Source organism: Micromonospora zamorensis (genome assembly GCF_900090275.1).
In the GTDB taxonomy this organism is placed as follows: domain Bacteria; phylum Actinomycetota; class Actinomycetes; order Mycobacteriales; family Micromonosporaceae; genus Micromonospora; species Micromonospora zamorensis.
Window position 1 is genome coordinate 5,235,059 of sequence record NZ_LT607755.1, and the last position, 24,950, is coordinate 5,260,008.

Annotated in this window: 28 protein-coding genes; 10 read left to right on the forward strand and 18 right to left on the reverse strand. The window is 72.0% G+C overall.

All coding sequences use genetic code 11. The features are described from left to right. Nucleotides 1-85: 85 nt before the first annotated feature. From GA0070619_RS23155 to GA0070619_RS23165, 3 genes are all read right to left on the reverse strand, one after another. Nucleotides 86-1,048, reverse strand: coding sequence for a zinc-binding dehydrogenase (locus GA0070619_RS23155; RefSeq protein ID WP_088950004.1), 963 nt, complete (start codon nucleotides 1,046-1,048; stop codon nucleotides 86-88). Between the two features lie 130 nt (nucleotides 1,049-1,178). Beyond that, nucleotides 1,179-2,357, reverse strand: a complete 1,179-nt coding sequence (locus GA0070619_RS23160; protein WP_088950005.1) for an NAD(P)-dependent malic enzyme — start codon at nucleotides 2,355-2,357, stop codon at nucleotides 1,179-1,181. 143 nt (nucleotides 2,358-2,500) lie between these two features. Next, nucleotides 2,501-2,851, reverse strand: a complete 351-nt coding sequence (locus tag GA0070619_RS23165) for a S24/S26 family peptidase (RefSeq protein WP_088950006.1) — start codon at nucleotides 2,849-2,851, stop codon at nucleotides 2,501-2,503. An 84-nt stretch (nucleotides 2,852-2,935) separates the two neighbouring features. On the opposite strand from GA0070619_RS23165, the gene sodN reads away from it, so the two are divergent. Genes sodN through GA0070619_RS23180 form a run of 3 tightly spaced genes read left to right on the forward strand, consistent with a single transcriptional unit; the run spans nucleotide 2,936 to nucleotide 4,298 of the window. After that, nucleotides 2,936-3,340 (forward strand): superoxide dismutase, Ni, encoded by a 405-nt coding sequence (gene sodN, locus GA0070619_RS23170; protein WP_088950007.1) that lies wholly within the window; start codon nucleotides 2,936-2,938, stop codon nucleotides 3,338-3,340. Continuing rightward, the gene (locus GA0070619_RS23175) at nucleotides 3,337-3,858 is read left to right on the forward strand and encodes a GNAT family N-acetyltransferase (protein WP_088950008.1); all 522 of its coding nucleotides are present in this window, start codon (nucleotides 3,337-3,339) and stop codon (nucleotides 3,856-3,858) included. The genes sodN and GA0070619_RS23175 overlap by 4 nt, the downstream gene beginning before the upstream one ends. Before the next feature lie 32 nt (nucleotides 3,859-3,890). Further along, the gene (locus tag GA0070619_RS23180; protein WP_088950009.1) at nucleotides 3,891-4,298 is read left to right on the forward strand and encodes an ATP-binding protein; all 408 of its coding nucleotides are present in this window, start codon (nucleotides 3,891-3,893) and stop codon (nucleotides 4,296-4,298) included. A 22-nt stretch (nucleotides 4,299-4,320) separates the two neighbouring features. Here GA0070619_RS23180 and GA0070619_RS23185 read toward each other — a convergent pair whose 3' ends face one another. Beyond that, complete coding sequence (locus GA0070619_RS23185) at nucleotides 4,321-4,710, reverse strand: hypothetical protein (protein WP_088950010.1); 390 nt, start codon at nucleotides 4,708-4,710, stop codon at nucleotides 4,321-4,323. Between the two features lie 43 nt (nucleotides 4,711-4,753). Here GA0070619_RS23185 and GA0070619_RS23190 point away from each other — a divergent pair, with 43 nt between their 5' ends. Together GA0070619_RS23190 and GA0070619_RS23195 are read left to right on the forward strand one after the other, a co-directional pair. After that, nucleotides 4,754-5,704, forward strand: coding sequence for a diacylglycerol/lipid kinase family protein (locus GA0070619_RS23190; protein WP_088950011.1), 951 nt, complete (start codon nucleotides 4,754-4,756; stop codon nucleotides 5,702-5,704). A gap of 448 nt (nucleotides 5,705-6,152) precedes the next feature. Continuing rightward, the gene (locus GA0070619_RS23195; RefSeq protein ID WP_088950012.1) at nucleotides 6,153-6,410 is read left to right on the forward strand and encodes a WhiB family transcriptional regulator; all 258 of its coding nucleotides are present in this window, start codon (nucleotides 6,153-6,155) and stop codon (nucleotides 6,408-6,410) included. Between the two features lie 85 nt (nucleotides 6,411-6,495). Here GA0070619_RS23195 and GA0070619_RS23200 read toward each other — a convergent pair whose 3' ends face one another. From GA0070619_RS23200 to GA0070619_RS23210, 4 genes are read right to left on the reverse strand one after another with little or no spacing between them, the layout of a single operon-like run. Next, entirely contained in the window at nucleotides 6,496-7,308 is an 813-nt protein-coding gene (locus GA0070619_RS23200; protein ID WP_414855613.1) for a sirohydrochlorin chelatase, read from the reverse strand. Next, nucleotides 7,290-8,051 (reverse strand): phosphoadenylyl-sulfate reductase, encoded by a 762-nt coding sequence (locus GA0070619_RS23205; protein WP_088950013.1) that lies wholly within the window; start codon nucleotides 8,049-8,051, stop codon nucleotides 7,290-7,292. Before GA0070619_RS23205 ends, GA0070619_RS23200 begins: the two co-directional genes overlap by 19 nt. Next, a complete protein-coding gene (locus tag GA0070619_RS32875; protein ID WP_172862104.1) occupies nucleotides 8,048-8,209 on the reverse strand; it encodes a hypothetical protein in 162 nt (53 codons plus the stop codon). Before GA0070619_RS32875 ends, GA0070619_RS23205 begins: the two co-directional genes overlap by 4 nt. Further along, nucleotides 8,206-9,918: a nitrite/sulfite reductase gene (locus tag GA0070619_RS23210; RefSeq protein WP_088950014.1), complete on the reverse strand. Its 1,713-nt coding sequence runs from the start codon at nucleotides 9,916-9,918 to the stop codon at nucleotides 8,206-8,208. Before GA0070619_RS23210 ends, GA0070619_RS32875 begins: the two co-directional genes overlap by 4 nt. A 383-nt stretch (nucleotides 9,919-10,301) precedes the next feature. Between GA0070619_RS23210 and GA0070619_RS23215 the strand changes: the two genes are divergently transcribed. Further along, nucleotides 10,302-11,807 carry a glycosyltransferase family 39 protein gene (locus tag GA0070619_RS23215; protein ID WP_231927135.1) on the forward strand — a complete coding sequence of 502 codons (1,506 nt, stop codon included), beginning with the start codon at nucleotides 10,302-10,304 and terminating at the stop codon, nucleotides 11,805-11,807. A gap of 188 nt (nucleotides 11,808-11,995) precedes the next feature. Here GA0070619_RS23215 and GA0070619_RS23220 read toward each other — a convergent pair whose 3' ends face one another. Both GA0070619_RS23220 and GA0070619_RS23225 read right to left on the reverse strand, forming a co-directional pair. Continuing rightward, nucleotides 11,996-13,588: a PAS domain-containing sensor histidine kinase gene (locus GA0070619_RS23220; RefSeq protein WP_088950015.1), complete on the reverse strand. Its 1,593-nt coding sequence runs from the start codon at nucleotides 13,586-13,588 to the stop codon at nucleotides 11,996-11,998. A 25-nt stretch (nucleotides 13,589-13,613) separates the two neighbouring features. Beyond that, nucleotides 13,614-14,645 (reverse strand): SIS domain-containing protein, encoded by a 1,032-nt coding sequence (locus GA0070619_RS23225; RefSeq protein WP_088950016.1) that lies wholly within the window; start codon nucleotides 14,643-14,645, stop codon nucleotides 13,614-13,616. Nucleotides 14,646-14,834: 189 nt separating this feature from the next. On the opposite strand from GA0070619_RS23225, the gene GA0070619_RS23230 reads away from it, so the two are divergent. Then, entirely contained in the window at nucleotides 14,835-16,673 is a 1,839-nt protein-coding gene (locus GA0070619_RS23230; protein ID WP_088950017.1) for a tetratricopeptide repeat protein, read from the forward strand. Nucleotides 16,674-16,748: 75 nt separating this feature from the next. Here the strand turns inward: GA0070619_RS23230 and GA0070619_RS23235 are convergent, their stop codons facing one another. Beyond that, nucleotides 16,749-18,338: an MDR family MFS transporter gene (locus GA0070619_RS23235; RefSeq protein ID WP_088950018.1), complete on the reverse strand. Its 1,590-nt coding sequence runs from the start codon at nucleotides 18,336-18,338 to the stop codon at nucleotides 16,749-16,751. A gap of 110 nt (nucleotides 18,339-18,448) precedes the next feature. Between GA0070619_RS23235 and GA0070619_RS23240 the strand changes: the two genes are divergently transcribed. After that, nucleotides 18,449-19,072: a TetR/AcrR family transcriptional regulator gene (locus tag GA0070619_RS23240; RefSeq protein WP_088950019.1), complete on the forward strand. Its 624-nt coding sequence runs from the start codon at nucleotides 18,449-18,451 to the stop codon at nucleotides 19,070-19,072. Nucleotides 19,073-19,084: 12 nt separating this feature from the next. Here GA0070619_RS23240 and GA0070619_RS23245 read toward each other — a convergent pair whose 3' ends face one another. Further along, nucleotides 19,085-19,594 carry a GNAT family N-acetyltransferase gene (locus GA0070619_RS23245; RefSeq protein ID WP_088950020.1) on the reverse strand — a complete coding sequence of 170 codons (510 nt, stop codon included), beginning with the start codon at nucleotides 19,592-19,594 and terminating at the stop codon, nucleotides 19,085-19,087. Then, nucleotides 19,591-19,806 carry a biotin/lipoyl-binding carrier protein gene (locus GA0070619_RS23250; protein ID WP_088950021.1) on the reverse strand — a complete coding sequence of 72 codons (216 nt, stop codon included), beginning with the start codon at nucleotides 19,804-19,806 and terminating at the stop codon, nucleotides 19,591-19,593. Before GA0070619_RS23250 ends, GA0070619_RS23245 begins: the two co-directional genes overlap by 4 nt. 227 nt (nucleotides 19,807-20,033) lie before the next feature. Here GA0070619_RS23250 and GA0070619_RS34160 point away from each other — a divergent pair, with 227 nt between their 5' ends. After that, nucleotides 20,034-20,108, forward strand: a complete 75-nt coding sequence (locus GA0070619_RS34160) for a 50S ribosomal protein bL37 (RefSeq protein WP_372433306.1) — start codon at nucleotides 20,034-20,036, stop codon at nucleotides 20,106-20,108. Nucleotides 20,109-20,229: 121 nt separating this feature from the next. Here GA0070619_RS34160 and rsrA read toward each other — a convergent pair whose 3' ends face one another. The 5 genes from rsrA to GA0070619_RS23275 all read right to left on the reverse strand — a co-directional run bounded on the left by rsrA (nucleotide 20,230) and on the right by GA0070619_RS23275 (nucleotide 23,540). After that, the gene (gene rsrA / locus GA0070619_RS23255; RefSeq protein WP_088950022.1) at nucleotides 20,230-20,517 is read right to left on the reverse strand and encodes a mycothiol system anti-sigma-R factor; all 288 of its coding nucleotides are present in this window, start codon (nucleotides 20,515-20,517) and stop codon (nucleotides 20,230-20,232) included. Between the two features lies 1 nt (nucleotide 20,518). After that, nucleotides 20,519-21,343 (reverse strand): sigma-70 family RNA polymerase sigma factor, encoded by an 825-nt coding sequence (locus tag GA0070619_RS23260; RefSeq protein WP_088950023.1) that lies wholly within the window; start codon nucleotides 21,341-21,343, stop codon nucleotides 20,519-20,521. A gap of 226 nt (nucleotides 21,344-21,569) precedes the next feature. Continuing rightward, nucleotides 21,570-22,187 (reverse strand): alpha/beta hydrolase family protein, encoded by a 618-nt coding sequence (locus GA0070619_RS23265; RefSeq protein ID WP_088950024.1) that lies wholly within the window; start codon nucleotides 22,185-22,187, stop codon nucleotides 21,570-21,572. 52 nt (nucleotides 22,188-22,239) lie between these two features. Beyond that, complete coding sequence (locus GA0070619_RS23270) at nucleotides 22,240-22,632, reverse strand: WhiB family transcriptional regulator (RefSeq protein ID WP_088951995.1); 393 nt, start codon at nucleotides 22,630-22,632, stop codon at nucleotides 22,240-22,242. A 197-nt stretch (nucleotides 22,633-22,829) separates the two neighbouring features. Then, on the reverse strand, nucleotides 22,830-23,540 hold the full coding sequence (locus tag GA0070619_RS23275; RefSeq protein WP_088950025.1) for an SOS response-associated peptidase: 711 nt from the start codon (nucleotides 23,538-23,540) through the stop codon (nucleotides 22,830-22,832). A gap of 104 nt (nucleotides 23,541-23,644) precedes the next feature. Here GA0070619_RS23275 and aroA point away from each other — a divergent pair, with 104 nt between their 5' ends. Further along, nucleotides 23,645-24,946, forward strand: a complete 1,302-nt coding sequence (gene aroA / locus GA0070619_RS23280; RefSeq protein WP_088950026.1) for a 3-phosphoshikimate 1-carboxyvinyltransferase — start codon at nucleotides 23,645-23,647, stop codon at nucleotides 24,944-24,946. The last annotated feature ends 4 nt before the right edge of the window (nucleotides 24,947-24,950 follow it).

Sequence of the window (24,950 nt, forward strand, 5' to 3'; positions counted from 1 at the left end):
ATCCGCGCAACATCAGTGATGTTGCTGCCTCAGCGCGCCCCGAGGCAGCAGTTTCCCCGATGTTGCGCGGATCATGACGGCAGCGTCAGGCCGTGTGGTCGATGACGATCTTGCCGAAGGCGTCGCCGGAGTGCAGCCGGGCGAAGGCGTCCTCGACGCGGCTGAACGGCACCACGCTGTCCACCACCGGGCGCACCTCGTTCTCCGAACAGAACGCCAGCAGCTCGTACAGCTCCCCCGGCGTGCCCATCGACGTGCCCAGGATCTCCAGCTGCATCGCGAAGAGCCGGCGCAGGTTGACCGCCGGCTGGTGCCCAGCGGTCGCCCCGGAGACCACGATCCGGGCCATCGGCGCGGCCGACTTCAGCGAGTGGTCGAAGGTGGCCGCGCCGACCGTCTCGATCACCACGTCGACCCGTTCCGGCAGCCGGGCACCGGGTTCCACGGCGGTGGCGCCGAGGGCGGAGATCCGCTCCCGCTTGGCAGCGTCGCGGCTGGTCGCGTACACCCGCTTGCCCATCGCGACGGCGAGCGCGACGGCCGCGGTGGCGACGCCACCGCCCGCGCCCTGCACCAGCACGCTGTCGGCGTCCGCGACACGGCCCTTGGTGGTCAGCATCCGCCACGCGGTCAGCCAGGCCGTGGGCAGGCACGCCGCGTCGGTCGCCGACATGCCGTCGGGCAGCGGGATCAGGTTCGACCGGGGTACGGCGACCCGCTCGGCGAGCGTCCCGGCGAAGTGCTCGGAGAGGATGGAGACCCCGCGCGGGTCACCGGGGGTGACGACCACCGGGTACACGACCACCGGGCGCCCCTCCGGGTCCAGCCCGACCGCGTCGCAGCCGAGGATCATCGGCAGCTGGGCCTCGGTGAGGCCCACCCCGCGCAATGACCAGAGGTCGTGGTGGTTGAGCGAGGTGGCGCGCAACTGCACGGTCACCCAGTCGTCGGCCGGGTGGGTCGGCTCGGGCTGCTCACCGACAGTGAGCGCGGTGAGCGGGTCGGCGTCGTTGAAGCGGGAGGCGAAGGCAGCACGCATGATCGGCACGGTAACAAGCTGAGCGCCCGTTAAGAAGCCGTGCGCACAGGCCGGCGGCGCATGCTGCGCCGAAGCGCCCCCGGCCCATGCGTGCGCACACACCGGCGGCGCATGCTGCGCTCCCCCGGCCCGTGCGTCCTCAGCGGCGGGCGACGCCGTCGCGGCGGGCTGCCTCGGCGACCGCCTCGGCCACGGCCGGCGCGACGCGCGGGTCGAGCGGAGACGGGACGATCGCGTCGACGGTCAGCGACTCGGCCACCACGCCGGCGATGGCGTCCGCGGCGGCGACCTTCATCGCCTCGGTGATCCGGGTGGCGCCGGCGTCGAGCGCGCCCCGGAACACCCCGGGGAAGGCCAGCACGTTGTTGATCTGGTTGGGGTAGTCACTGCGCCCGGTGGCGACCACCGCGACGTGCCGGGCGGCCACCTCGGGGTGCACCTCCGGGGTCGGGTTGGCCAGTGCGAACACGATCCCGTCGGGTGCCATGCCGGCCACCGCGCTCTCCGGGATCTGCCCACCGGAGACCCCGATCAGCACGTCCGCGCCGCGCAGCGCCTCGGTGATGTCGCCGTGGCGACCGTCGGCGTTGGTGCTCGCCGCCAGCTCGGCCTTGGTGCCGGTCAGCTCGGTGCGGTGCCGGCCGATGATCCCCTTGGAGTCGCAGACCACCACCTGGTCGGGGTTGACGCCCCCGGCGATCAGCATCTTCGTCACGGCCACCCCGGCCGCGCCCGCACCGCTCACCGCGACCCGCAGGTCACCCAGCTTGCGGTTGAGCAGAGTGGACGCGTTGCGCAGCGCGGCGAGCACCACGATCGCGGTGCCGTGCTGGTCGTCGTGGAAGACCGGGATGTCCAGCGCCTCGTCGAGCCGGCGCTCCACCTCGAAGCAGCGGGGCGCGCTGATGTCCTCCAGGTTGATTCCGCCGAACGACGGGGCCAGCGCCCGCACCACGGCGACGATCTCGTCCACGTCCTGGGTGTCCAGACAGATCGGCACCGCGTCCACCCCGCCGAACTGCTTGAACAGCACCGCCTTGCCCTCCATCACCGGCAGCGCCGCGCGCGGGCCGATGTTGCCGAGCCCGAGCACCGCCGAGCCGTCGGTGACCACAGCGACGGCGTGCGCCGCCCAGGTGTAGTCGTCGGCCAGGTCGGGGTCTGCGGCGATCGCCTCACACACCCGGGCCACCCCCGGGGTGTACGCCAGGGAGAGGTCTTCCCTGCTGGTGAGCGGCACGGTCGAGGCGACGGCCATCTTGCCGCCCCGGTGCAGCAGGAAGACGGGATCAGCGGGGTCCACGGTGGACGAAGACATGGTGGTGACTCCAGTATCTGTCGAGCAGACGGGGCGGCCGGCCCTGCCGCGAGGTGGGCGGCGAGCGGTGGCACGCTGTGCGGGGGGTCACCCGGGCACTTTCCGAGCATAGTGTCGGCACTGCCCGTCGGATGTGAGCAGGGTCATATCCGACGGCGAGGAACCCGCCCCGGACGCGGCCAGTAACGGGCCACCACCCGCCCCCGTACGTCGGCCACCCCGTACGCCCGGGAGTCGTCGGTGATCAGGTCGTTGTCCCCGTGCAGCCACCAGCCGCCGTCCTGCGGCCGCACCGCCCGCTTCACCACCAGCAGCTCGGGACGGGTCCGGAAGACCGCGACCACCACGTCCCCGGGTCGGATCGGGCGGCCACCGGGGCGTACCAGCACCGCGTCGCCGTGCCGCAGCGTCGGTGCCATGGACGGTCCGGTCACCAGAACGGCGGTGAGCGGTCTCCGCAACCGGGCCGCCTCACCCGGGTGATCGGTGCCCACTGGTTTCACCTCCACCCGGTTCGGGGAGCATTCCCAGGAGTAATGTCGCCTTTGATCATCGCAAACTTCCCATGGAGGATCCCGATGCGACTTCCGCGCATCCTTGCGCCCCGCGTCATCGCGAGCGCTCACTGCGACCTGCCGTGCGGTGTCTACGATCCGGCTCAGGCTCGGATCGAGGCCGAATCGGTCAAAATGATCTGCGAGAAGTACCAGGCGAACACCGACCCGGAGTTCCGCACCCGCGCCATCATCATCAAGGAGCAGCGCGCCGAGCTGGTCAAGCACCACCTGTGGGTGCTCTGGACCGACTACTTCAAGGCGCCGCACTTCGAGAAGTACCCGAACCTGCACACCCTGTTCAACGAGGCCACCAAGCTCGCCGGCGCCGGTGGCGTCAAGGGCAGCCTCGACCCGGCCACCGCCGACAAGCTGCTCGGGAAGATCGACGAGATCTCGAAGATCTTCTGGGAGACCAAGAAGGCGTGACCACCCCGGTCATCCCGACGATCCGGCCGGTACGTCCAGAGGACGTACCGGCCGTCGTCGCCATGGTGCACGAGCTGGCGGAGTACGAACGTGCCCCGGAGCAGTGCCACCTGAGCGTCGACCAACTGACCTCGGCCCTGTTCGCGACTGTTCCAGCGCTCTTCGGGCACGTCGCGGTGGACGAGCGCGACGAGCCGATCGGCTTCGCGCTGTGGTTCCTCAACTTCTCCACCTGGGCCGGGGTGCACGGCATCTACCTGGAAGATCTCTACGTCCGGCCGGCCGCTCGCGGCTCCGGGGCCGGTCGGCTGCTGCTCGCCACCCTGGCCGACATCTGCGTACGACGCGGATACCGGCGACTGGAGTGGTGGATGATCAACTGGAACCCGGCCGCCGGGTTCTACGCCTCGATCGGGGCGGAGCAGATGAGCGAGTGGGTCCCCTACCGACTCAGCGGGGACGCCCTGAGCCGGTTGGCCGGCCAGGCCACCAACGTCGGCACGCGTACGGGCGACTGACCGGGTAGAGTCCCCGACCGGGGGGATGAGGCGTGACTCAACTGACTGGCCAGGCAGCAATTGACGACGACGTGGTGCACCTCACGGTGCCCGCCGACGGCGGTTACCTCGGCGTGCTCCGCACCGCCACCGCCGGTCTGGCGGCCCGGTTGCAGTTCGCGCTCGACGAGATCGAGGATCTCCGGATCGCTGTCGATGAGGCGTGCGCCATGCTGCTCGCCATCGCCACCCGCGACGCCGAGCTGGAGTGCCGCTTCGCGGTCACCGAGGACGCGCTGACCGTCGAGGTGACAGTGCCGACCGTGCGGGGCGCCACGCTGCCCGGCGAGTCGTCCTTCGCCTGGAAGGTGCTCACCGCGCTGACCACCTCGGCATCGGCCACGGCCGCCGACGGTCGGGCCACGATCGCGCTGCTCACCCGCCGCTCCGGCAGTTACTGACCGACCCGGCGCGCGCCGGCTGTCACTCGAAGCCGAGCGCTCGAGTCGTCGGAGGGCTGACCAGCAGCCAGCCCACGCCCAGGCCGAGCGCCATCAACGGCACACCCAGCCAGGCCAGCCCGGCCTGAATCATGAACCACCCGATCGGCAGCAGCATGAGCTGGAGCACGATCGCGGGGGCCCGTGCGCCCGCCTGGAGGCGCAGCAGGGCCCGGCCCAGCGCCCAGAGCACCACCGCAGCCCCGATGGCGAACACCGTCACCAGCAGCGCCGACAGCAGATCGGTGGTGGTGGCCGTGAGGTCGGCCCAGATCAGCCACACGGCGATCAACCCGACGACGGCGGCCTCCGCCCACAGCAACCGGACCGCCCAGCGGAGCGTGACGGGAAACGGGGCCGAGTCGATGGTCACGCGCGCCACGATACCCGGGCTTTCGGGAGGTACAGTGCCGCCCATGCGGGCCGTCCTGGTGGTCAATCCAAAGGCCACCACCACCAGCGAACGCAGCCGGGACGTGCTTGTCCGGGCGCTGCGCAGCGAAGTCGACCTCAGTGTGCGCTACACCCGCCGACGCGGGCACGCCATGGCGTTGGCCCGGGAGGCCGCCGCGGAGGGGGTCGACCTGGTCGTCACCCTGGGTGGCGACGGCACGGTGAACGAGGTGGTGAACGGCCTGATGACGGCCGACCCGCCGACCGGTGCCGACGACGCCCCGATGGCCGAGCGACTGCCGGCGCTGGCGACCGTTCCGGGCGGCTCCACAAACGTTTTCGCCCGCGCCGTGGGTTTGCCCCGGGAGTGGCCGGAGGCGACCAGCATGATCCTGGAAGGGCTGCGGCTGGGTAGGAGCCGGACGGTCGGGCTGGGCCTTGCCGACGACCGCTACTTCACCTTCTGCGCCGGGTTCGGCCTGGACGCCGCGGTGATCCACCGGGTGGAGCAGGCCCGGCGCAAGGGGCGGGTGTCCACGCCGTCGCTCTACCTGCGCTCGATCATGAACCAGTACTTCTTCGCCTCGGACCGCCGGCATCCCGCGATCACGTTGGAGCGCCCGGGCGAGCAGGCGGAGGCGGAGCTGGCCACCGTCATCATCCAGAACACGGCGCCGTGGACGTACCTGGGCGACCGGGAGGTCAACCCGAACCCGTCCGCGTCGTTCGACCTCGGGCTCGATGTGCTGGCACTGCGTCAGCTCCGGGTGGCTAGCACAACACGGACAGTGACACAGTTCCTGGGTCGGCAGCCTGATCCACGAGGTCGGCAGGTGTTACGACTCCATGACACGGCGGAGTTCACCCTGCTCTCCAGTCGTCCGCAGGCGTTCCAGCTGGACGGCGACTATCTCGGCGAACGGGAAAAAGTCAGATTCACCTCCGTTCCCGCCGCACTGAGAGTAATCTGCTAGGTCTCGGGTACTGCCGTAGGTCGACACGGTGACCGCAGCCACACCGGCCGATCACCGCCACACCGAGGGGCAGGTGCCGGAAATGTCAGCAATGTCACGCGGACTGTACTATATTGATCCTCGACTGTGGCACGGCGGGTAACCAGGAAAGCACTGGAACCCGGACAAATGGGTTGTGGGCTTGCTCACCGCCCGGAGTTTTTCCGAGCGTCACCCTTGACATCACGAGCGTTCGTGAAAGTATTCACAAGCGAACTTGAGTTACCGGGACATTGCCTGGATATGCTCGTCAGGTTGAGCTGTTCCAGCAGGTCCCCGGCACTAACTGCCTGCTCACGCACTGCCGAATGGTCGGACGCTAACTGTCACCATCGGCACGCGGATGCATATAGGAAAAGCACGACCAAGCAATTGTTGCCACCCATCCAGAATGAGGAGTGTTGCCGCCATGGACTGGCGTCACCATAGTGTCTGCCGCGACGAGGACCCGGAGCTGTTCTTCCCGATCGGGACGTCCGGACCGGCTCTCCTGCAGGTCGAGCAGGCAAAGGCCGTCTGCAGGCGCTGCTCCGTGACCGACCAGTGCCTGCAGTGGGCACTCGAGTCTGGTCAGGACGCTGGCGTCTGGGGCGGAATGAGCGAGGAGGAGCGGCGCGCTGTCAAGCGGCGCGGCGGTCTCCGGGTGCTGCGCGCTCACTCCGCCTGATCCCCAACACACAGCTGTACGCCCCGGTGGGTTCACCCATCGGGGCGTTCCGCTGTCCGACACAGGATCACCGCGCCGGCACAGGTCACCCGATCGGCGTGACCACCGGCCGGCAGGGCCGGTCGTCGACCCGGCGCAGCACCAACTCGACCAGCTCCGGTGCGTCGGTCAACGGCGCGGCGACCGTCACTGCGCCGGCCGCCCGGGCCGCCTCGGCTACCGCATCGTGGAAGAGGCCCGGCGCCAGGAAGTACGCGCACACCGCGACCCGACGCGCGCCGGCCGCCCGCAGCCGGGACACCGCCACGCCGGCCGCCGGTGGAGCCGCCGAGGCGTACGCCACCCGGCAGGGCACCCCGAACTCCACGGCGAGCGCGTCCGCGACCTGGCCCACCGAGCGACGCGCCCGCGCGTCCCGGGTGCCCGCGGCGGCCAGCACCAACGCGTCGAACCGGCCCGGGTCCGCCTCACCGAGCCTGCGGCGCAGCCCGCCCAGCAACCCGGCATCGACAGTGCCGTCCGCCGGGCCGAGCACGTCGGTCACCCGTACCGTCAGGAGTGGCCCGGCCTGCGCCGCCGCGGCGACCGCCGCCGGAATGTCCACCCGATGGTGGTACGCGGCGGTCAGCAGCAGCGGCACCAGCACCGCCTGACGGTGACCGGCCAGGGCCAGGTCGCGCAGGACCGCTGTCGGCCCCGGCTCGGTGTGGTCCAGCCAGCTCGCCCGGACCGGTGTGCCCGGTCGGGCCGCCGACACGGCTCGCGCGAGCGCCCGGGTGGCATCGGCCGCTCGTGGATCACGACTGCCGTGTGCGACCAGCACCACCGGAGTCACCCCGCCGGCCGCATCAGGGCCGGTCGGGGTCGTCGTTGGCGAGGTCAGACGTGCAGCCCGCACTCGGTCTTCTCGAACATGGCCCACCGGCCGGCCCGCGCGTCCTCGCCGGCCTTCGTGCGGCGGGTGCACGGCCAGCAGCCGATCGACCCGTACCCCTGCTTGAACAGCTCGTTGACCGGCACGTTGAAGCGGGCGATGTAGGCGTCCACGTCCCGCTGCGACCACGCCGCGATCGGGTTGACCTTGACCTTGCCGCGCCGCGCGTCGAAGGTCACCACCGGCGTGTTCGCCCGGGTCGGCGACTCGTCCCGGCGCAGACCCGCGGCCCAGGCGTCGTACCCGGTCAGGGCCCGCTCCAGCGGCTCCACCTTGCGGAGCTGGCAGCAGTCGTCCGGCGACTTGTTGAACAGCCGGGGGCCGTACTGGCCGTCCTGCTGGCCGACGGTGAGCCGGGGTCGGATCGACCGGACGTTCACCGGCAGCGTCCGGGCGACCTCGTCGCGCACCCGGAGCGTCTCGGGAAAGTGCAGGCCGGTGTCGAGGAAGACCACGTCCACGCCCGGGGCCACCCGGGACACCAGGTGGGCCAGCACGGCGTCGGCCATCGAGCTGGTGACGCAGAACCGGTCGCCGAACGTCTGCGCGGCCCAGCGGGCGATCTCCAGCGCCGGGGCGCCTTCCAGGTCCCGGGCAGCCTGCTCGGCCAGAACGCGAAGCTCGTCCGGGTCGCGCCGGGCCGGATCGGTCGGCGTCGGGCCACCCGGCCCGACCAGGCGCAGGTTCGCTGCGGAGACGAGGCTCATCGGGTCACCGACCGGGAGAGCAGCCCGGTGAACTTCACCGAGAAGACCCGGGTGCAGGCGCGGCACTCCCAGGCGCCGTGCCCCGCCTCGTTCGGCCGCAGGTCCTCCTCGCCGCAGTACGGGCAGTACAGGGGTGCCGCTCGGTTCTCGCTGCTCACCGCAGTTCCTCCTCGTCGACTCTGATCACCCAGTTGGCGAACGTCTCGCCCTCGCTCCGACCGGCCAGGTAGCGACGGGCCAGCCGTTCCACGTACTCCGGAAGCTCGTCCGCGGTGGTCTTCAGGCCGCGCAGCTTGCGGCCGAAACCGGCGGTCTGACCCTGGGCCATGCCCAGCCCGCCGCCCAGGTGCACCTGGAAGCCCTCCACCTGCTGCCCGTCCGGGCCGACCACCAGTTGACCCTTGAGCCCGATGTCGGCCACCTGGGTCCGTGCGCAGGCGTTCGGGCAGCCGTTGATGTGGATCGAGATGTCCGCGTCGAAGTCGCGCAGCCGCTGCTCCAGCCGGGCCACCAGCTCCTCACCGCGGGCCTTCGTCTCGACGATGGCCAACTTGCAGTACTCGATGCCGGTGCACGCCATGGTGCCGCGCCGCCAGGCCGACGGCCGGGCCTCCAGACCGATCCCGCGCAGCGCGTCGACCAGCGACTCCGTCCGCTCCGACGGCACGTCGAGCACCAGCAGCTTCTGGTACGGGGTGAGCCGCACCCGGTCGCTGCCGTGCGCCTCCACCACGTCGGCCAGTTGGGCGAGCTGCGTGCCGGAGACCCGCCCGACCACCGGTGCAGCGCCCACGTAGTGCCGCCCGTCGGCCTGCTCGTGCACGCCCACGTGGTCGATCGGCTTCGGCGGCAGGGTCGGTGCCGGACCGTCGAGCAACGTGCGACCGAGGTAGTCCTTCTCCAGGACCTCGCGGAACCGCTCCACACCCCAGTCGGCCACCAGGAACTTCAGCCGGGCCCGGTTGCGCAGCCGGCGGTAGCCGTAGTCGCGGAAGATCCCGACCACACCGGCCCACACGTCCGGAATCTCGGCCATCGGCACCCAGACGCCGAGCCGCTGGGCGAGCATCGGGTTGGTGGAGAGACCACCGCCGACCCAGACGTCGAAGCCGGGGCCGTGCTCGGGGTGGTCGACACCGAGGAAGGCGATGTCGTTCGACTCGTACGGGGTGTCGACCAGCCAGGAGATCGACGTCTTGAACTTGCGGGGCAGGTTGGAGAACTGCTTGTCGCCGACGTACCGGGCGACGATCTCGTCGACCGCCGGGGTCGGGTCGAGCAGCTCGTCGCGGGCGACCCCGGCGACCGGGCTGCCCAGCACGATCCGCGGGCAGTCGCCGCACGCCTCGGTGGTCTGCAGGCCGACCGACTCCAGCCGGCGCCAGATCTCCGGCATGTCCTCGACGCGGATCCAGTGGTACTGGATGTTCTGCCGGTCGGTGATGTCGGCGGTGTCCCGCGCGAACTCCCGGGAGATGTCCGCGATCACCCGCAGCTGGGCCAGGCTGAGCTGGCCGCCGTCGATGCGGACCCGGAGCATGAAGAACTCGTCCTCCAACTCGTGCGGCTCCAGCACGGCGGTGCGCCCGCCGTCGATGCCCGCCTTGCGCTGGGTGTAGAGGCCCCACCAGCGGAACCGGCCGCGCAGATCCTGCGGGTCGATGGAGGCGAAGCCGCGGTGCGCGTAGATGGTTTCGATCCGGGCCCGGACGTTGAGCGGGTCGTCGTCCTTCTTGATCCGCTCGTTGGGGTTGAGCGGCTCGCGGTGGCCGAGCGCCCATTGACCCTCACCCCGGGGCCGGCGCGGCGCCCGGGCCGGGCGGGTCGTCGGGTCCTCGGATCGGGCCGGCGTGCTGCTGACCGCCATCGCGGCGTCCTCCGTTGTCTGCTGTGCCTCGGGGCACGCGGGGCGCGGCGGCCGACCCGGCGAAGCGGGCGGGACAACGGTGTCTGAGACAGCCGGCGCGGAGCGCGCCCGAGACGGATTGGTCGGGCGTCGTCAGTAGGCCGGACAGATCGCGCTGCGCACGCGGCCGTAATCGACGTGGCGACGAGCCACGAAGCGGCGGACGACTGCGGCGGTCATGGGGCTCATGCTGCCACACCCCATGGGGGCCGGCCAATGTCCGCGTGCTGGATCCCACATCACGGGCCGAGGGCTGTCCGACCGAACGACGTCACGCCACCTGGCGTCCACCGCCTGCGGCCGGCTGACACCCACGAACGGCATGGCCGTGGCAGGCTCGGACCGTGGGCGGATTGTCCGAGTCGACCGGGACGGCGTGGGAGCACCTGCGCCGCCTGCCGGTCTGGCTCGTCCCGGCGCTGCTGACCCTGGCGGTGACGCTGACCGGGCTGGGCTCCGCCCAGCTCTGGCGCGACGAGCTGGCGACCTGGAGCGCGGCTACCCGGTCGCCCGCCGACCTGGTCCGGCTGGCCGGCACCATCGACGCCGCCACCGGGCCGTACTACCTGCTGATGCACGGTTGGACCGCAGCCTTCGGCGACTCCACGACCGCCCTGCGCGCGCCGGCCGTGCTGGCGATGACCGTGGCCGCGGGGTTGCTCGCCGTGCTCGGCGCGCGGCTCGTCGACCGGCGTTCCGGTCTCTTCGCCGGGCTGCTGTTCGCGGTGCTCCCCGGCACCTCCCGCTACGGTCAGGAGGCCCGCCCGTACGCGCTGGCCACCATGCTCGCGGTGCTCGCCACCCTGCTGCTGGTGACCGCCCTGCGCCGGCCGGGCTGGGCCCGGTGGGCCGGCTACGCCGCCGCGGTGGTCGCTCTCGGGCTCATCCACCTGATCGCGCTCACGTTGCTCGCCGCGCACGCGCTGGTCGTCCTGCTCGCCTGGTGGCGCGGCCCCGCCGAGGCCGGCGTCGCCACCCGGGACCACCCCAGCGCTGAGCGGGACCGGCGGGTGTGGCGGTGGGTGGTCGCCGTGGTTCCGGTCGCGCTGCTGGCCGGTCCGTTGCTGCTCAAGGCCCGGACCCAGCAGTCCCGGCAGTTGAACTGGGTCAACCTGGCACGGTTGGACGACCTCGCCGCGCTGCCCGGCGGCGTGGCCCAGAGCAGCGTGGTGGGTGGCCTGCTGGTCGGGGTCGCCGCGCTGGGCGCTGCCCGGCTCGGGCGGCGCGCCCTGCTGCCGGTGAGCGCGGTGCTGCTGCCCGTGCTGCTGCTCTTCGCCGCCGGCACTGTCGTACCCCTGTGGGTGCCCCGGTACCTGGTCTTCGTGGTGCCCTTCGCGTGCCTGCTGGCGGGCGCGGCGCTGGCCGCGGTGGCCGCGCCGGCCGCGCTCGTCGTGGTGGTCCTGGCCGGGCTGCTCGGCCTGCCCGACCAGGCCGCGCTGCGGCGGACCCACGAGTGGCCGCGCAGCGCGCCGGTGGACTACGCGGGCGCGGCGCGGGTGATCGGCGACGGTCAACGGCCGGGCGACGCGGTGGTCTACTCGCCCCGGCACAGCTGGCTCTTCCTCGATCTCGGCATCGAGTACCACCTCGGCGACCCGCCACGCGACGTGCTGGTCACCGAGGACGAGGTCCGCCGAGGCGACCTGTGGGCAGCCGAGTGCCCGCGACCGGCGCAGTGTCTGGCCGGCACCTCCAGGGTGTGGTTGGTCGTCGCCGGCCGGCACGCCGAGCCGCTGGCAGCCGTGCCGGGCGCCAAGGGCGACGCGCTCGGCGCGCAGTTCACCGTCACCCAGGTCTGGCCGCGCCCCGGCCTGACCGTCGCCCTGCTGACCAGCCGCCCCGACCGCTGACCCGCTGACCCGCTGACAGCCAGCGGTAGCTGCGGCCGGTGGCTCTGCCAGCCGTCAGACCGCGACCACCCCGGTAGGCGATATACCTGTGAGGCATAAATATGACTCACAGGTATATCGCTCGAAACAACACGACCGCTCGGACACGTTGCCTCGCCAACGGCGGACGGGGGCGGGTGGCGCGGCGGTCAGGCCTGTGAGCGGCCGTCGTGGGCGTTGCGAGCCAGCGGGACGACCAGCACGGCCTCGGTGCCGCCGTTGGCGCCGGCCCGCAGCTCGATGGTGCCGCGCAGCTCGCCGGTGACCAGGGCCCGGACGATCTGGAGGCCGAGCCGGCTGGCGCGCTCCGCGTCGAAGCCCGGCGGCAGCCCGCGCCCGTTGTCGGCCACCGAGACGTGCAGCATCTTGCGGAACCGGTGCGCCGAGACGACCACCTCGGGTCGCAGCGACGGGTCGACCTCGGGAGCGGCGACCGGCACCATGCCCGAGGCGGCAGGTACGGGAGGCTCCTCCGCCTCGTCGGCCGGCGGAAAGCCGTGCTCGACGGCGTTGAGCAGCAACTCGTTGAGGACCATCACCAGCGAGGTGGCGATCTCCGCCGGCAGCACGCCGAAGCTGCCCCGCCGTCGCATGCCGACGCTCACCTCGGTCGCCGCGACCTCCGTCGCCGCGCTGGCCACCCGGTCGACGATGCCGTCGAACTCGACCGCCTCGTCGCTGGACATGGAGAGCGTCTCGTGCACCAGGGCGATTGACGCGACCCGCCGGACCGACTCCTCCAGCGCGACCCGGGCCTCCGGCATGGACACCCGGCGGGCCTGCAGCCGCAGCAGCGCGGCGACGGTCTGGAGGTTGTTCTTCACCCGGTGGTGGATCTCCCGGATGGTGGCGTCCTTGGTGATCAGGGCTCGATCCCGGCGACGGACCTCGGTGATGTCCCGCACGAGCACCAGCGCGCCGATCGGCACGCCGGCGGGCATCAACGGCAGTGCTCGGGTGAGCATCGTGGCACCGCGGGCGTCGATCTCCCGTCGGGGTGGCGCCTCACCGCGCAGCGCGGCCAGGATGCCGTTCGAGGCCTCGGTGCCGTCCAGCGGGTCACCGGCCAGCCGGCGGTGCAGCGCGGCCAGGTCTTCGCCCACCAGGTGGGAGGCGTAGCCCAGTCGGCGGTACGCGGACTGCGCGTTCGGGCTGGCGTAGGTGACCTTGCCGCCGGCGTCGAGCCGGACCAGGCCGTCGCCGACCCGGGGCGCGGAGGTGGTCTCGCCCGGATGCCGGGGCGGCGGGAAGGTGCCGTCCGCGATCATCTGCGCCAGGTCGTCGGCGGTGGTCAGGTAGTTGAGTTCCAACTGGCTGGGGGTGCGCGCGGTGGAGAGGTTGGTGTCCCGCCCCACCACGGCGATCACCTCACCGGCCTCCCCCTCGGCGGTCCGCAGCCGGACCGGGATCGCCTCGTGCCGGGCCGGCACGTCGCCGTACCAGACCGGGTCGCCCTCCCGCCAGATCCGGCCCTGGGAGTACGCGACGCCCAGGTGGGCCACCTCCGGCCCGCCGACGATGCGCCCCACCTGGTCGTCCTGGTAGGCGGTGGGGGCGGTGGTCGGCCGGACCTGGGCGACGCAGAGGAACGTGCCGTCGGCGTCGACCGGCACCCAGAGCAGCAGGTCAGCGAAGGACAGATCGGAGAGCAGCTGCCAGTCGCCGGCGATCCGGTGGAGGTGGTCGATGTCGGCCGGACGGAGGTGGGTGTGCTCCTCGGCGAGGTCGCGCAGCGTGGACACGGTGACCAGGGTGCCACGCCGCGCCTCACATCGTCGCGGTGACCTTCTTCAACCCGCGCGGCGCGTCCGGGTCCTCACCTCGGGTCAGCGCCAGGGCCAGCGCCAACCGCTGCAACGGCAGGATGTCCAGCAGCGGGGCGTACCGCTCGTCGACCTCGGGAACGGCCAGCCGGGTGGCGCCCGGCACCTCGGCGGAGCCCACCACCACGACGTCGGCGCGGCGTTCGCCGAGACGGGGCAGCACCTCGCCCATCGACCGTCCACCCGGACCGGAACCGACGACCGCGAGCACCGGGACCTCCGGGTCGGTCATCGCGAGTGGGCCGTGCAGCAGGTCGGCGCCGGAGAAGGCGAGCGCCGGCAGGTACGACGTCTCCATCAGCTTCAGCGCCGCCTCCCGGGCGGTCGGGTAGGCGTACCCCCGCCCGGTGGTGACCAGTTGCCGGGCGAAGCGGTAGCGGGGCGCGAGCCGGGCCGGGGTGTCGTCGGCCAGGGTGCGGGCGGCCAGCTCGGGCAGCGCGTCGAGCGCCTCCCGCTCGGCCGTCGGGAGCACGCCGTCGCCGGCCCGGATCCCCTCCACGAGCATCAGCAGAGCGAGCAGTTCGGCGGTGTACGTCTTGGTGGCGGCGACCGCCCGCTCGTGCCCGGCGGCGATGTCGACGCTCAGCTCGGCGACCTCGACCAGCGGCGAGTCGGGGGCGTTGGTCACCGCGAGGGTCAGTGCCCCGGAGGCGCGGGCGGCGCGCAGCACCTCGGCGAGGTCGGGCGAACCGCCGCTCTGGCTGACCCCGACGACCAGCGCGTCGGACAGGTCGGGGCGGGCCCCGAACAGGGTGACCGCGCTGGGCGAGGCGAGTCCGGCGGGCAGGCCGAGACGGATCTCGGTGAGGTACGCCCCGTAGAGGGCCGCGTGGTCCGAGGTGCCCCGGGCGGTGAAGACGACGTGCCGCGGGCGGCGTTCGGCGATGATCGCCGCCACCCGGGCGATCTCGGCGGCGTTGGCGGTCGAGAGCAGGCGGGCGTAGCCAGCTGGCTGCTCATCGATGTCGGCGGCCATGCCGGCCCCTGCACGAGTCACGAAAACCCCTCCCCTGCGCGGTTGCCGCGCGATTCTTGCTCAGTCTTGCACTTTTAACCGTATCTCAGCAATCGAACGAGCAGGACTGCGCAGGTGATCACCAGTTGATCTCAATATCAACTACGCTGGGAGTGCTGCATCCGCCTGGCCCAGCGACGAGAGGACGACGTGCCCGAGGGAACGGACGACCCCGCACTCTCCGCGACGGAGGAGCTGGCGCTCGCCCGGCTGGCACTCGACGAGGGCGACCTGCACCACGCCGCGGGGCACCTCGCCGGCGCGCTGGCGCGAGCACCCACCCTGCCGGAGGTGCACGAGACGCTGACCCGACTCGCCGCGGCGAGCGGTGGCGGCCTCGACCTCTTCCCGATCAACCACCACGCCTTCGTGGGGTCGGTCGTCGCCCGCGCCCACCTGCTCGCCACCGCCGGCCGCCCCGCCGAAGGGCTGGAGCTGCTGGCCGCGGCGACCGCGTACTCACCCGGCACCCAGTGGGCCGGCGTCCCCTGGGTCACCGCGCCCGAGCTGGTCGAACGGCTGGACCCGGACCACATTGCCCGCGTCCTCATGCAGGTCTGCGCGGCGCTGTCCGACCCGGTGCCCCGGGTCGGCCGGGGCGCCCTGACGCCGTACCTCACGCTGGCCCGCAACGCGGTCACCGTGCACCCCGAGCACGGTCTGCTGCTGGGCGCGGCGTCCGCGCTGGCCCGGCGTCTCGGCGAAGTCGCCCTCGCCGTCCGCTGGGCCACCCGAGGCGTACGCGCACAACCCTCGAAGATGGGCGAGGTCTGGCTCGGGTACGCGTACCGCAGCGCGGGCCGGACCCGCGAAGGCCTCGCGGCCCTCGGTCGGGCCGTCGAGCTGGACCCCGACGACCTGGCGATCTACGCGGACATCGCCGGCACCCTGGCCGACATCGGCCGCCTCGACGAGGCACTGGAGTGGACCGAGCGGGCGCTCGCGCGCGACCCGTCGTTCGACTGCGCGGTGCACACCGCACACCGCCTGCGGCACCTGCGCGACGGCGACCTCGCCCACCTGGTGGCGCTCGCCGACTTCGTCCGCGACCACCCCGACGACAGCCACGAGCACGGCGACCTGGCCCAGTGCTGCCGTGCCCGGCCCTGGCTCGGCCAACTGACCCCGGCCGGCGGTCCACTGGTCGACGCGATGCGCCAGGCGGTGGCCGACGACGACAACGGTCTCGGCGGCGCCGTACGCCTACCCGTCGCCGCTCCGCCGAGCGCCGTCCGGACGGCGACGTCCACCGCGCCCGGGCTGCGGATCGAGGTCGTCGGGGGCGCGCCGGAGCCGGACCCGCGCGAGCCCCGGCGGGCGTCCGCCCAACGGTTGTGGCGCTATGCGGACGACGTGCCCACGCCCGCGCTGCCGGCGCCCTCGGCTACAGCGGTCGAACGGATCGGGCAGGTCGCACACCCGGCGTGGCCGCACCCTCCGGCGGCGTACGACGCCGCGGTGGGCCTGGCCGGCCTCGACGTGACCGACCTGCTCGGCCTGCTGGTGCACCCGCCGGCCGCACCGGCCAACGCGGTGGGTCGGCTGCTGGCCGCCCACGACCCGTCGGTCTGGGTCCGTGGTGTGCAGGTGTGGGCCTGCCTGGGGCTGCTGCACCACCGCACCGACGAGCCGTGGGAGGGCTCGACCCGCCGCCGCGTGCTGCTCGACCTGATCTGGGGTGTCGAGGACTGGGTCACCGAGGCGGCGCTGTTCGCCCTGGTCACCGCGGCCTGGGTGGATCCCTCGGTGCGGTCGGACGTGGCGCGGGTGGTGGCGGAGCGGCTCGCCGACGCGGCCGCCGTGGCACGGACCCGACCGGTCCCGATCGCCGCCTCGCTGGCCCACCTGGCACTTGCCGCCCCGGATCTGGACCCCGCCACCGCGGCACTGGCCGGCGAACTGCTCGGCCCGCTCTCCCCCCAGGTCCCCCGCCCTCGCAACCCGCTACGCCGCCTCTGGCAACTACTGCGCGGCGCGCGCACCCGCTAGGCGCACGGTCGCGGGAGAAGGCGCGCGCCGCGCCGGCCCGGACGGGACGACGCGGCGCGCGGTGAGGACGTCGGGTCAGGCGACCGGGGCCGCCTTGCCGAGAGCGACCTCGGCCTCCTCCTCCGGAGTGGCCTGCGGCGGCGCCTCGTTGGCGGTCCGCAGCGGGATCTCCTTGATGAACCAGGCGAGCACCGGGATCACGATGGTGAACAGCACCGCCCAGAGAAAGACGTGCGAGATCGCGTCGGAGAGGCCGCCGAGCACCATGTCGCGGGCCTGGGCGGGCAGGTCCTTGAGCTTCTCCAGATCCATTCCCGAGCCGCCGGACTCGCCGCCGAAGGCCCGGCCGCCCTCGGAGCTGGCCAGCCGGTTGGCGAAGATCGCGCCGAACAGCGAGATGCCGAACGAGCCGCCGATCGACCGGAAGAAGGTCGCCGCGCCACTGGCCGCGCCGAGGTCCTTCTGCTCCACGCTGTTCTGCGCGATCAGCATGGACGTCTGCATGAGGAAGCCCATGCCGACGCCGAGCACGACCATGTACAGCGAGGACATCAGCTTGCTGGTGTCGGTGTCGAGCATGGACAGCAGCGCCATGCCCGCGGTCATCACGACACCACCGATGATCGGGTACGCCCGGTACCTGCCGTTGCGGGTGATCGCCCGCCCGATGACCAGCGAGACCACCAGCATGCCGAACATCAGGGGCAGCAGCAGCAGACCGCTGTTGGTCGCCGACGCCCCCTGCACGGTCTGCTGGTAGAGCGGCAGGAAGTTCATCGCGCCGAACATCGCGAAGCCGAGCAGGAAGCCGATCACCGAGATCAACGCGAAGTTGCGGTTGGCGAAGAGCGCCAACGGCAGGATCGGCTCCTGGACGCGGCGTTCCACCAGGCCGAACGCCACCAGCGCGAGCACGGCCAGGACGGCCAGGCCGAAGATCTGCGGCGACGTCCAGTCGTACTCGTTGCCGCCCCAGGTGGTGATGAGCACGATCGCGGTGATGCCGACCGAGAGCAGACCAGCGCCGAGCCAGTCGATCCGGTGCTCGGTGCGGTACTTCGGCAGGTGCATGGTGGTCATCAGCACGAGCAGCGCGATCCCGCCCAGCGGCAGGTTCACGTAGAACGCCCAGCGCCAGGACAGGTGGTCGGTGATGAAGCCACCGGCAAGCGGACCGGCGACCATGGCGATGGCCATGATGCCGGCGATCATGCCCTGGTAGCGCCCACGCTCGCGGGGCGGGACCAGGTCACCGATGATCGCCATGACGCCGACCATGAGGCCACCGGCGCCGAGGCCCTGCACGGCCCGGAAGGCGATCAGCTGGACCATGCCGTCCTGCGGGCCGCCGAGCATGCCGGAGCCGGCCATGCCGCAGAGTGCGGAGCCGACGAGGAAGACGACCACCGAGGTCAGGAAGACCGACTTGCGGCCGTAGAGGTCACCGAGCTTGCCCCAGATCGGGGTGGAGACGGTGGTGCCCAGGACGTACGCGGTAACCACCCAGGTGAAGTGGTTGAGCCCGCCGAACTCGCCGACGATCCGCGGTAACGCGGTGCTGACGATCATGTTGTCGAGCATCGCGAGCATCATCGCGATCATCAGCCCGAACAGCACGACCCTGATGTTGTTGGGTCGCACGCCGGCCTGGGTTGCCTGAGTCATGGGTAAGCTCCCCCGAAGATTGCCACACTTACTTGCCGCCCGGCTAGTCACCTTACTAGCCGCACGGTAAGTTCGGTACAAGCAACGGTCAAGCCAATTGGAGGGCACGCGTGAGGGAGAGCACAGGCGGGACGCGGGACCGGATCAAGGCCGTCGCGCTCGAGCTCTTCACCGAGCAGGGGTACGAGAAGACCTCGCTCCGGGAGATCGCCGAGCGTCTCAACGTCACCAAGGCGGCGCTCTACTACCACTTCAAGAGCAAGGACGACATCGTCGCCAGCTTCGTCGAGGACCGGCTGGAGCAGATGGACGCCCTCAACGCCTGGGCGGCGACGCAGCCGGCCACCCTGGCCACCCGGCGCGAGCTGATCACCCGCTACGCCGACACGATGTTCGGCGGCGACCAGCCGTCCGTGATGCGCTTCTTCGAGCAGAACCAGACAGTGCTCAAGAGCCTCGCCTCCGGCCAGCAGATGCGCGGCCGGATGATGCAGCTTGCCAGCGCCCTCTGCCGGGGCGACGACTCCCCCGCCGCCCAGCTGCGCGCCGCACTGTCACTGTTCGCCGTGCACACGAGTTGGTTCGCCGTACGGGCACCGGGCATCACCAACGAGGAGCGTCGCCGGCTCGCGTTGGAGGTGGCCGACGAGCTGCTCGGCGCGATCGGCGCGGGTGCCTCAGCGGAGCCCGACGAGAGTGCGGCGGAGGCCACCTCAGGCAGCCCGCGCGGCTGATCGGTCGGCGGTTCAGCCGCGGGTGAGGGCCAGTCGCAGGCCGAGCAGGTCCACGCCCGCCGCCGGCGCCCAGTCCTTCTCCGGCGCGCGGACGAAGCCGAGCCGTGAGTAGAGCCGGTGCGCCGAATCGGCCATCCCGGCTCGGACGCAGATCACCAGCGCCGTGCAACCCAGCTCCACAGCACGCGCTACGCATGCCTGCGCCAATGCCGCACCGACGCCCCGACCCTGGGCACCCGGGTCGACCGCGAGCATCCGGAACTCCGCCTCGCCCGGCCCGGACAGCTCGGCGAACGGCGTGCCCGGCAGCACGAAGGTCACCGAGCCCAGCACCGCATCGGTCACCTCGTCGACCGCGACCAGCACCTCACCGCTGGCAGCCCGGCTCGACACGTCGGCCAGCACCTCGCCGTACCCGTGTTCGCCCTTGAGCTGCCCGTCCGCCTCGTACGCGGCCACGGTCAGCCGGGCCACCGCCGGGAAATCGGCCGGCTCGGCAGGACGAACCCGCAAGCCGGTCAAGCGATCACCGCGATGAGGTCACCGTCCTGCACGACGTCACCCTCGTTCACGGCGAGCTGCTGGATCACACCATCGGACTCGGCGATGACCGGGATCTCCATCTTCATCGACTCGAGGATCACCAGGGTGTCGCCCTCGGCCACCGTGTCACCTGCCGTGGCGACGACCTTCCAGACGTTCGCCACCATCTCGGCGCGGATCTCCTCGGCCATGTCCGGGCCCTCCCTCATCGCGATGTGTCTGCCGTCGTATCCAATCATGCGTCGCCCGGTGGTGGGCGCGCAGCGGCACGGCCGGGATGGCACGCCCGCCCTGGGGAAGGCGGCGGGTGTCGACCGCACTACCATCAGCGGGTCGGACCCGACGCCGGACCGCCGGTGGGTGCACTGGCGCCGAGGTCGTGCGCAGGACGGATCCGACCCATCACGAGGAGGTCAGCATGGCGAAGAAGTCCCGGAAGAAGAAGGCTCGTAAGAAGAACGCCGCCAACCACGGCAAGCGTCCCAACTCCTGAACGCGTCGACGGGCCCACGGCCCGTCACCGCTCAGCCCGACCCGGTCGACGCCGGGTACACCGGTGGCCCGGGTCGACATCGACCCGGGCCACCGGTCTTGAAGCTGTGCCGCGCCGACGCTCAGTCGGCCAACTCTCGGGATTCAGTGGTCTCGAAGACCACCAGCTCGGTGAGCTTGACCCGCAGCCGCTCGCGCAGCTCGTCCGGTGCTGTCTCGTTGCCGCAGCAACGAGCCACCAACGCCCGCACCTCCTGCTCCAGCCCGTACTCGCGCAGGCAGGGCCCGCACTCGTCCAGGTGGTGCCGGATCAGCGAGCGCCGCTCGTCGGCGCACTCCAGATCCAGGTAGAGGTAGACCTCCGCGAGCACTTCGCGGCAATCCGTCTCGTGCGGCTCCCCACAGCTCACGTCACACCTCCCGGCCGGCAGCGGCGTTCGAGCCCTTCGCCGAGCGGGCCGCACTGAAGCCCCGCTCCCCGGCGTAGCGCTCGAGCAGCTTGCGCAGATTACGACGGCCGCGGTGCAGACGCGACATCACGGTGCCGATCGGCGTGCCCATGATGTCCGCGACCTCCTTGTAGGAGAAGCCCTCGACATCGGTCAGGTAGACGGCCAGGCGGAACTCCTCCGGCAACTGCTGGAGGGCCTCCTTCACGTCGCTGTCCGGCAGCCGGTCCAGTGCCTCCGTCTCGGCGGAGCGCAGCCCACTGGAGGTGTGCGACTCGGCCTCGGCGAGCTGCCAGTCGGTGATCTCCTCGGTGGGCGCCTGGATCGGCTGGCGCTGCCGCTTGCGGTAGGAGTTGATGTAGGTGTTGGTCAGGATCCGGTAGAGCCAGGCCTTCAGGTTCGTGCCCTGCTCAAACTGGTGGAAGGCGGCGTACGCCTTCAGGTAGGTCTCCTGAACCAGGTCCTCGGCATCCGCCGGGTTGCGCGTCATCCGCAGCCCAGCAGCGTAGAGCTGATCGACGAATGGCATCGCGTCCCGTTCGAACCGGGCCCTGCGCTCGTCCGTCTTCTCGGTGGTCAACCGCACATCCCCTCGCGTCGGATGCTTTCCCGCCGAGGATACGCGTACGGACCTGCCCGCAGATTCACTTCCGGCCGGTGTGCCCGTGCTCACCACACCCGCCCCGCCCGGTCCCGCCGTCGCCGGCCAATCCGGCCCATCCAGCAGCTGCTTCAGCTGCCGGGCGTCCCGTTCGTCCCGTTCCAGGCTCCGTGTCTCGGTCGGCACCGGTCACCCCCCTCGCAGAAAAGTCGTCCAGGGTTGGTAACGCGAGATGACCACTGGGGCATTCCACCCGGCCCTCCCGTTCCTGGTCCCGGCCCCGACGGCGGCCGGCGCTGGGACCAGGAAGGGCCTGGGAGGACTGGTGCCGTCGGTCCGGATCGGGCCGGTGCCACCATCGGATGCAACGACCCTCGCCCGGCACCGGAAACGGTCGGGCGGGCGAGCCGGGTCAGTCGGCCGTCCAGCCCCGGGCCCGCAGCCAGTCCCGGACGACGCCCGCGGTGCCGGCCGGGTCCCGCCGGAGGTCGTGCGTCTCCCCGGGACGGCTCACCACCTGCACGGCCGGCGACGGCTCCGGCGTCCCGAACGGGTCCCGGTCGCCGTTGACGACCAGCGTCGGCAGGCCGGTGGCCAGTTCGGCGGCACGCGAACGCTCCGGCCGCCCGGGCGGGTGCAGCGGAAAGGCCAACGCGACCACACCGACCGCCCCCACCGCGCCCGCCGTCCGGCAGGCGACCCGCGCGCCGCTGGAACGACCGCCGACCAGCACCGACGGCACGTCGGCGTGCCGGTCGCGCAGCACGGCGAGCACCGCCGTCCACGCCTCGTCGAGATGACCCGCCGGTGCCGGGGCACGTCGACCCGCGACCCGGTAGGGCTGGGTCACCCGGACCACCGCCAGGCCGGCCGCGACCGACGCGTCGCGTACCGCGAGCAGGTCGGGCGCGTCGATGCTGCCGCCCGCTCCGTGCCCGAGCACGAACAGAGCGGTGGCAGGGCGGTCCGGCAGGTCGGTGGTGATCCCCGCCGGACCGCGCGGAGTGTCGATCTCGTCGCTGGTTGGCACCGACCCATTCTGCGCCGCCTGGCGGACGACGCGTGACGGACCGGGCCGTTGGTCAGCTCAGCGGCACCAGGGTGAGCAGCCGGTCCCGTACCGGCGGGCCGGGATCGTCGACGGCGTCCGGGTCCGGCTCGACCTCGCCACGCCAGGCGACCAGCATCGCCCGCCGCTCGCGGGGCGTGGTCGCACCCCACACACCGTGGCAGTCACCGACGTCGAGGGCCCAGGCCAGACAGGACCCCTGCACGTCGCAGCCGCGGCACAGCGCGACAGCGGCGTCCGCTGGCTCGTTCGGTGCCGGAAAGAATGTCTCCGGATCGACGCTCTGACAGGTGCCTCTGGTGCGCCATGCGTCGTCCTGTTGCCGTTCCCGCACCGCTCGCAGCAGTCGCGGATCTCGCCGCGCCGCAGCCACCTCGTGCGGGCGGGGCATACGCGCTCGTGTCAATCCACCCACCTCCCCCGTGGGACCGGCAAAAACGGTGGACGTCGTCCGCCCCGTGCGAATCGACAGCCACTACCGGCGCTGTGTTCTATCGCACTTCGCAACATCGGGACAAGGGTCTGCCGGGAACATGACTGAACAGCCAGGAGACGAATCGCGCGCAACCCTGCCAAATCGGTGCCTGACAATGCGCGGCGGCGTCAGAACAGGGTCAGCTCCTGCGGTGTCACCGTCGGCGGCACCGACACGCGGGCGATCAACTGTGGCCCGTCGTTGCGAACGTCGCCCACCGCCGCCCCCACCGGTCGGATCTCCAACCCCGCCAGCCACTCCGCCGACGCCGGAACGAGCAACCGCTCCGGCTCGTCGGTCGGCGCCAGCCACGACGACCAACGCTCGGGCGACAACAGCACCGGCATCCGGTCGTGCACCTCGGCCAGATCGCCGAGCGCCGCGGTGGTCAGCACGCTGAAGGTGAGCCGGGAGTCGGCACCGGACTCCCAGACCGACCAGATGCCGGCCAGGGCGAGAACCGAGCCGTCGGTGGGGGTCATGTAGTAGGCCTGTCGCCGGCCGTCGGGCTGACGGACCCACTCGTACCAGCCATCGGCCGGGACCAGGCAGCGGCGGCGGGCGAACGACCCGGCGTACGCCCGGCTGGTGGCCACCGTCTCCGCCCGCGCGTTGATCATCCGGGCAGCCCCGGCGGCGGAACGGGACCAGTGCGGCAACAGACCCCAGCGACCGACACAGAGACTGCGATGCCCCTCCGGGCTCACCCGGACCAGGGGCACCCGGTCGGTCGGCGCGACGTTGTGGTCCGGACGGACCACGCCCTCGGTGTCGTCGGACGACTCGAACAGCGCGCTGAGCTCGCCGGAGCTCCGGGTCGTCGCGTACCTGCCGCACATGGGGCACACGCTAACGCGTCGGAGGCCCCGTCGGCTGTCCCGCCAACCGGGAGTACGACCCGCCGGGCCACACCGTCCACCAGCCGGCACGGCAGAATGTAACCGTGGGGAACCTGACAGCGACCCGGCCGCCGCAGCCGTGGACCGCACCGACCGCGTCCGACCCGGTGGCGGCGACGCTGCGCCTGCCCGGTTCCAAGTCGATGACCGCACGCGCCCTGGTGCTCAGCGCACTGGCCGCCGGCCCGTCGACGCTGGCCGGGCCGCTCCGCGCCCGCGACACCGAGTTGATGGCCGCCGGCCTGCGCGCGATGGGCGCGCACGTGTCGATCAGCGACGACGAGCAGTGGCTGGTCCGACCGCACCCGCTGGTCGGCCCCGCGCACGTGGACGTGGGCCTGGCCGGCACCGTGATGCGTTTCGTGCCGCCGGTGGCCGGGCTGGCCGACGGGCAGGTCACCTTCGACGGCGACCCCTACGTCCGCACCCGACCGCTCGGTCCGCTGATCGAGGCGCTGCGGTCGCTGGGTGTCCGCATCGACGTCACCGGCTCGGGCAGCCTCCCGCTGACAGTGCTCGGCACCGGCCGGGTCACCGGCGGTGAGGTGGTGATCGACGCGTCCGCCTCCAGCCAGCTCGTCTCCGGGTTGCTGCTGGCCGCCCCGCGCTTCGACCGGGGCGTCGTGGTGCGCCACGTCGGCCCGCCGGTGCCGTCCGCGCCGCATCTCCGGATGACGGTGCAGATGCTGCGGGCCGCCGGCGCGGCCGTCGACGACAGCACGCCCGACGTCTGGACCGTCGAGCCCGGCCCCCTCACCGGGCGCGGCTGGGAGATCGAGCCAGACCTCTCCGGAGCGGTGCCGTTCTTCGCCGCAGCCCTGGTCACCGGCGGCGAGGTGACCCTGCAGGGCTGGCCGCGCAGCAGCTCGCAGCCTGTCGAGCAGCTCCGCTCGCTGCTCCAGCGAATGGGCGGCGAGGTCACCCTCTCCACCAGCGGGCTGACCGTCCGGGGCACCGGCGTGGTGCACGGCCTGACCGCCGACCTCTCCGACGTCAGCGAGCTGACCCCGGCGCTGACCGCGCTCGCCATGCTGGCCGACTCGCCGTCGGTGTTCACCGGCGTCGGGCACATCCGTGGCCACGAGACCGACCGGCTGACCGCGCTCGCGCGCGAGTTCACCGCACTCGGGGCGGACGTCACCGAGTCGCCGGACGGGCTGGAGATCCGGCCCCGGCCACTGTGCGGCGGGGTGTTCCGCACCTACCACGACCACCGGATGGCGCACGCAGCAGCGGTGACCGGTCTCGCCGTGCCCGGCATCGAGGTCGACGACGTGGGGTGTACCTCCAAGACCATGCCCGAGTTCCCGGCACTATGGTCAGCGATGGTGACCGGCAAGAGCTGACGCG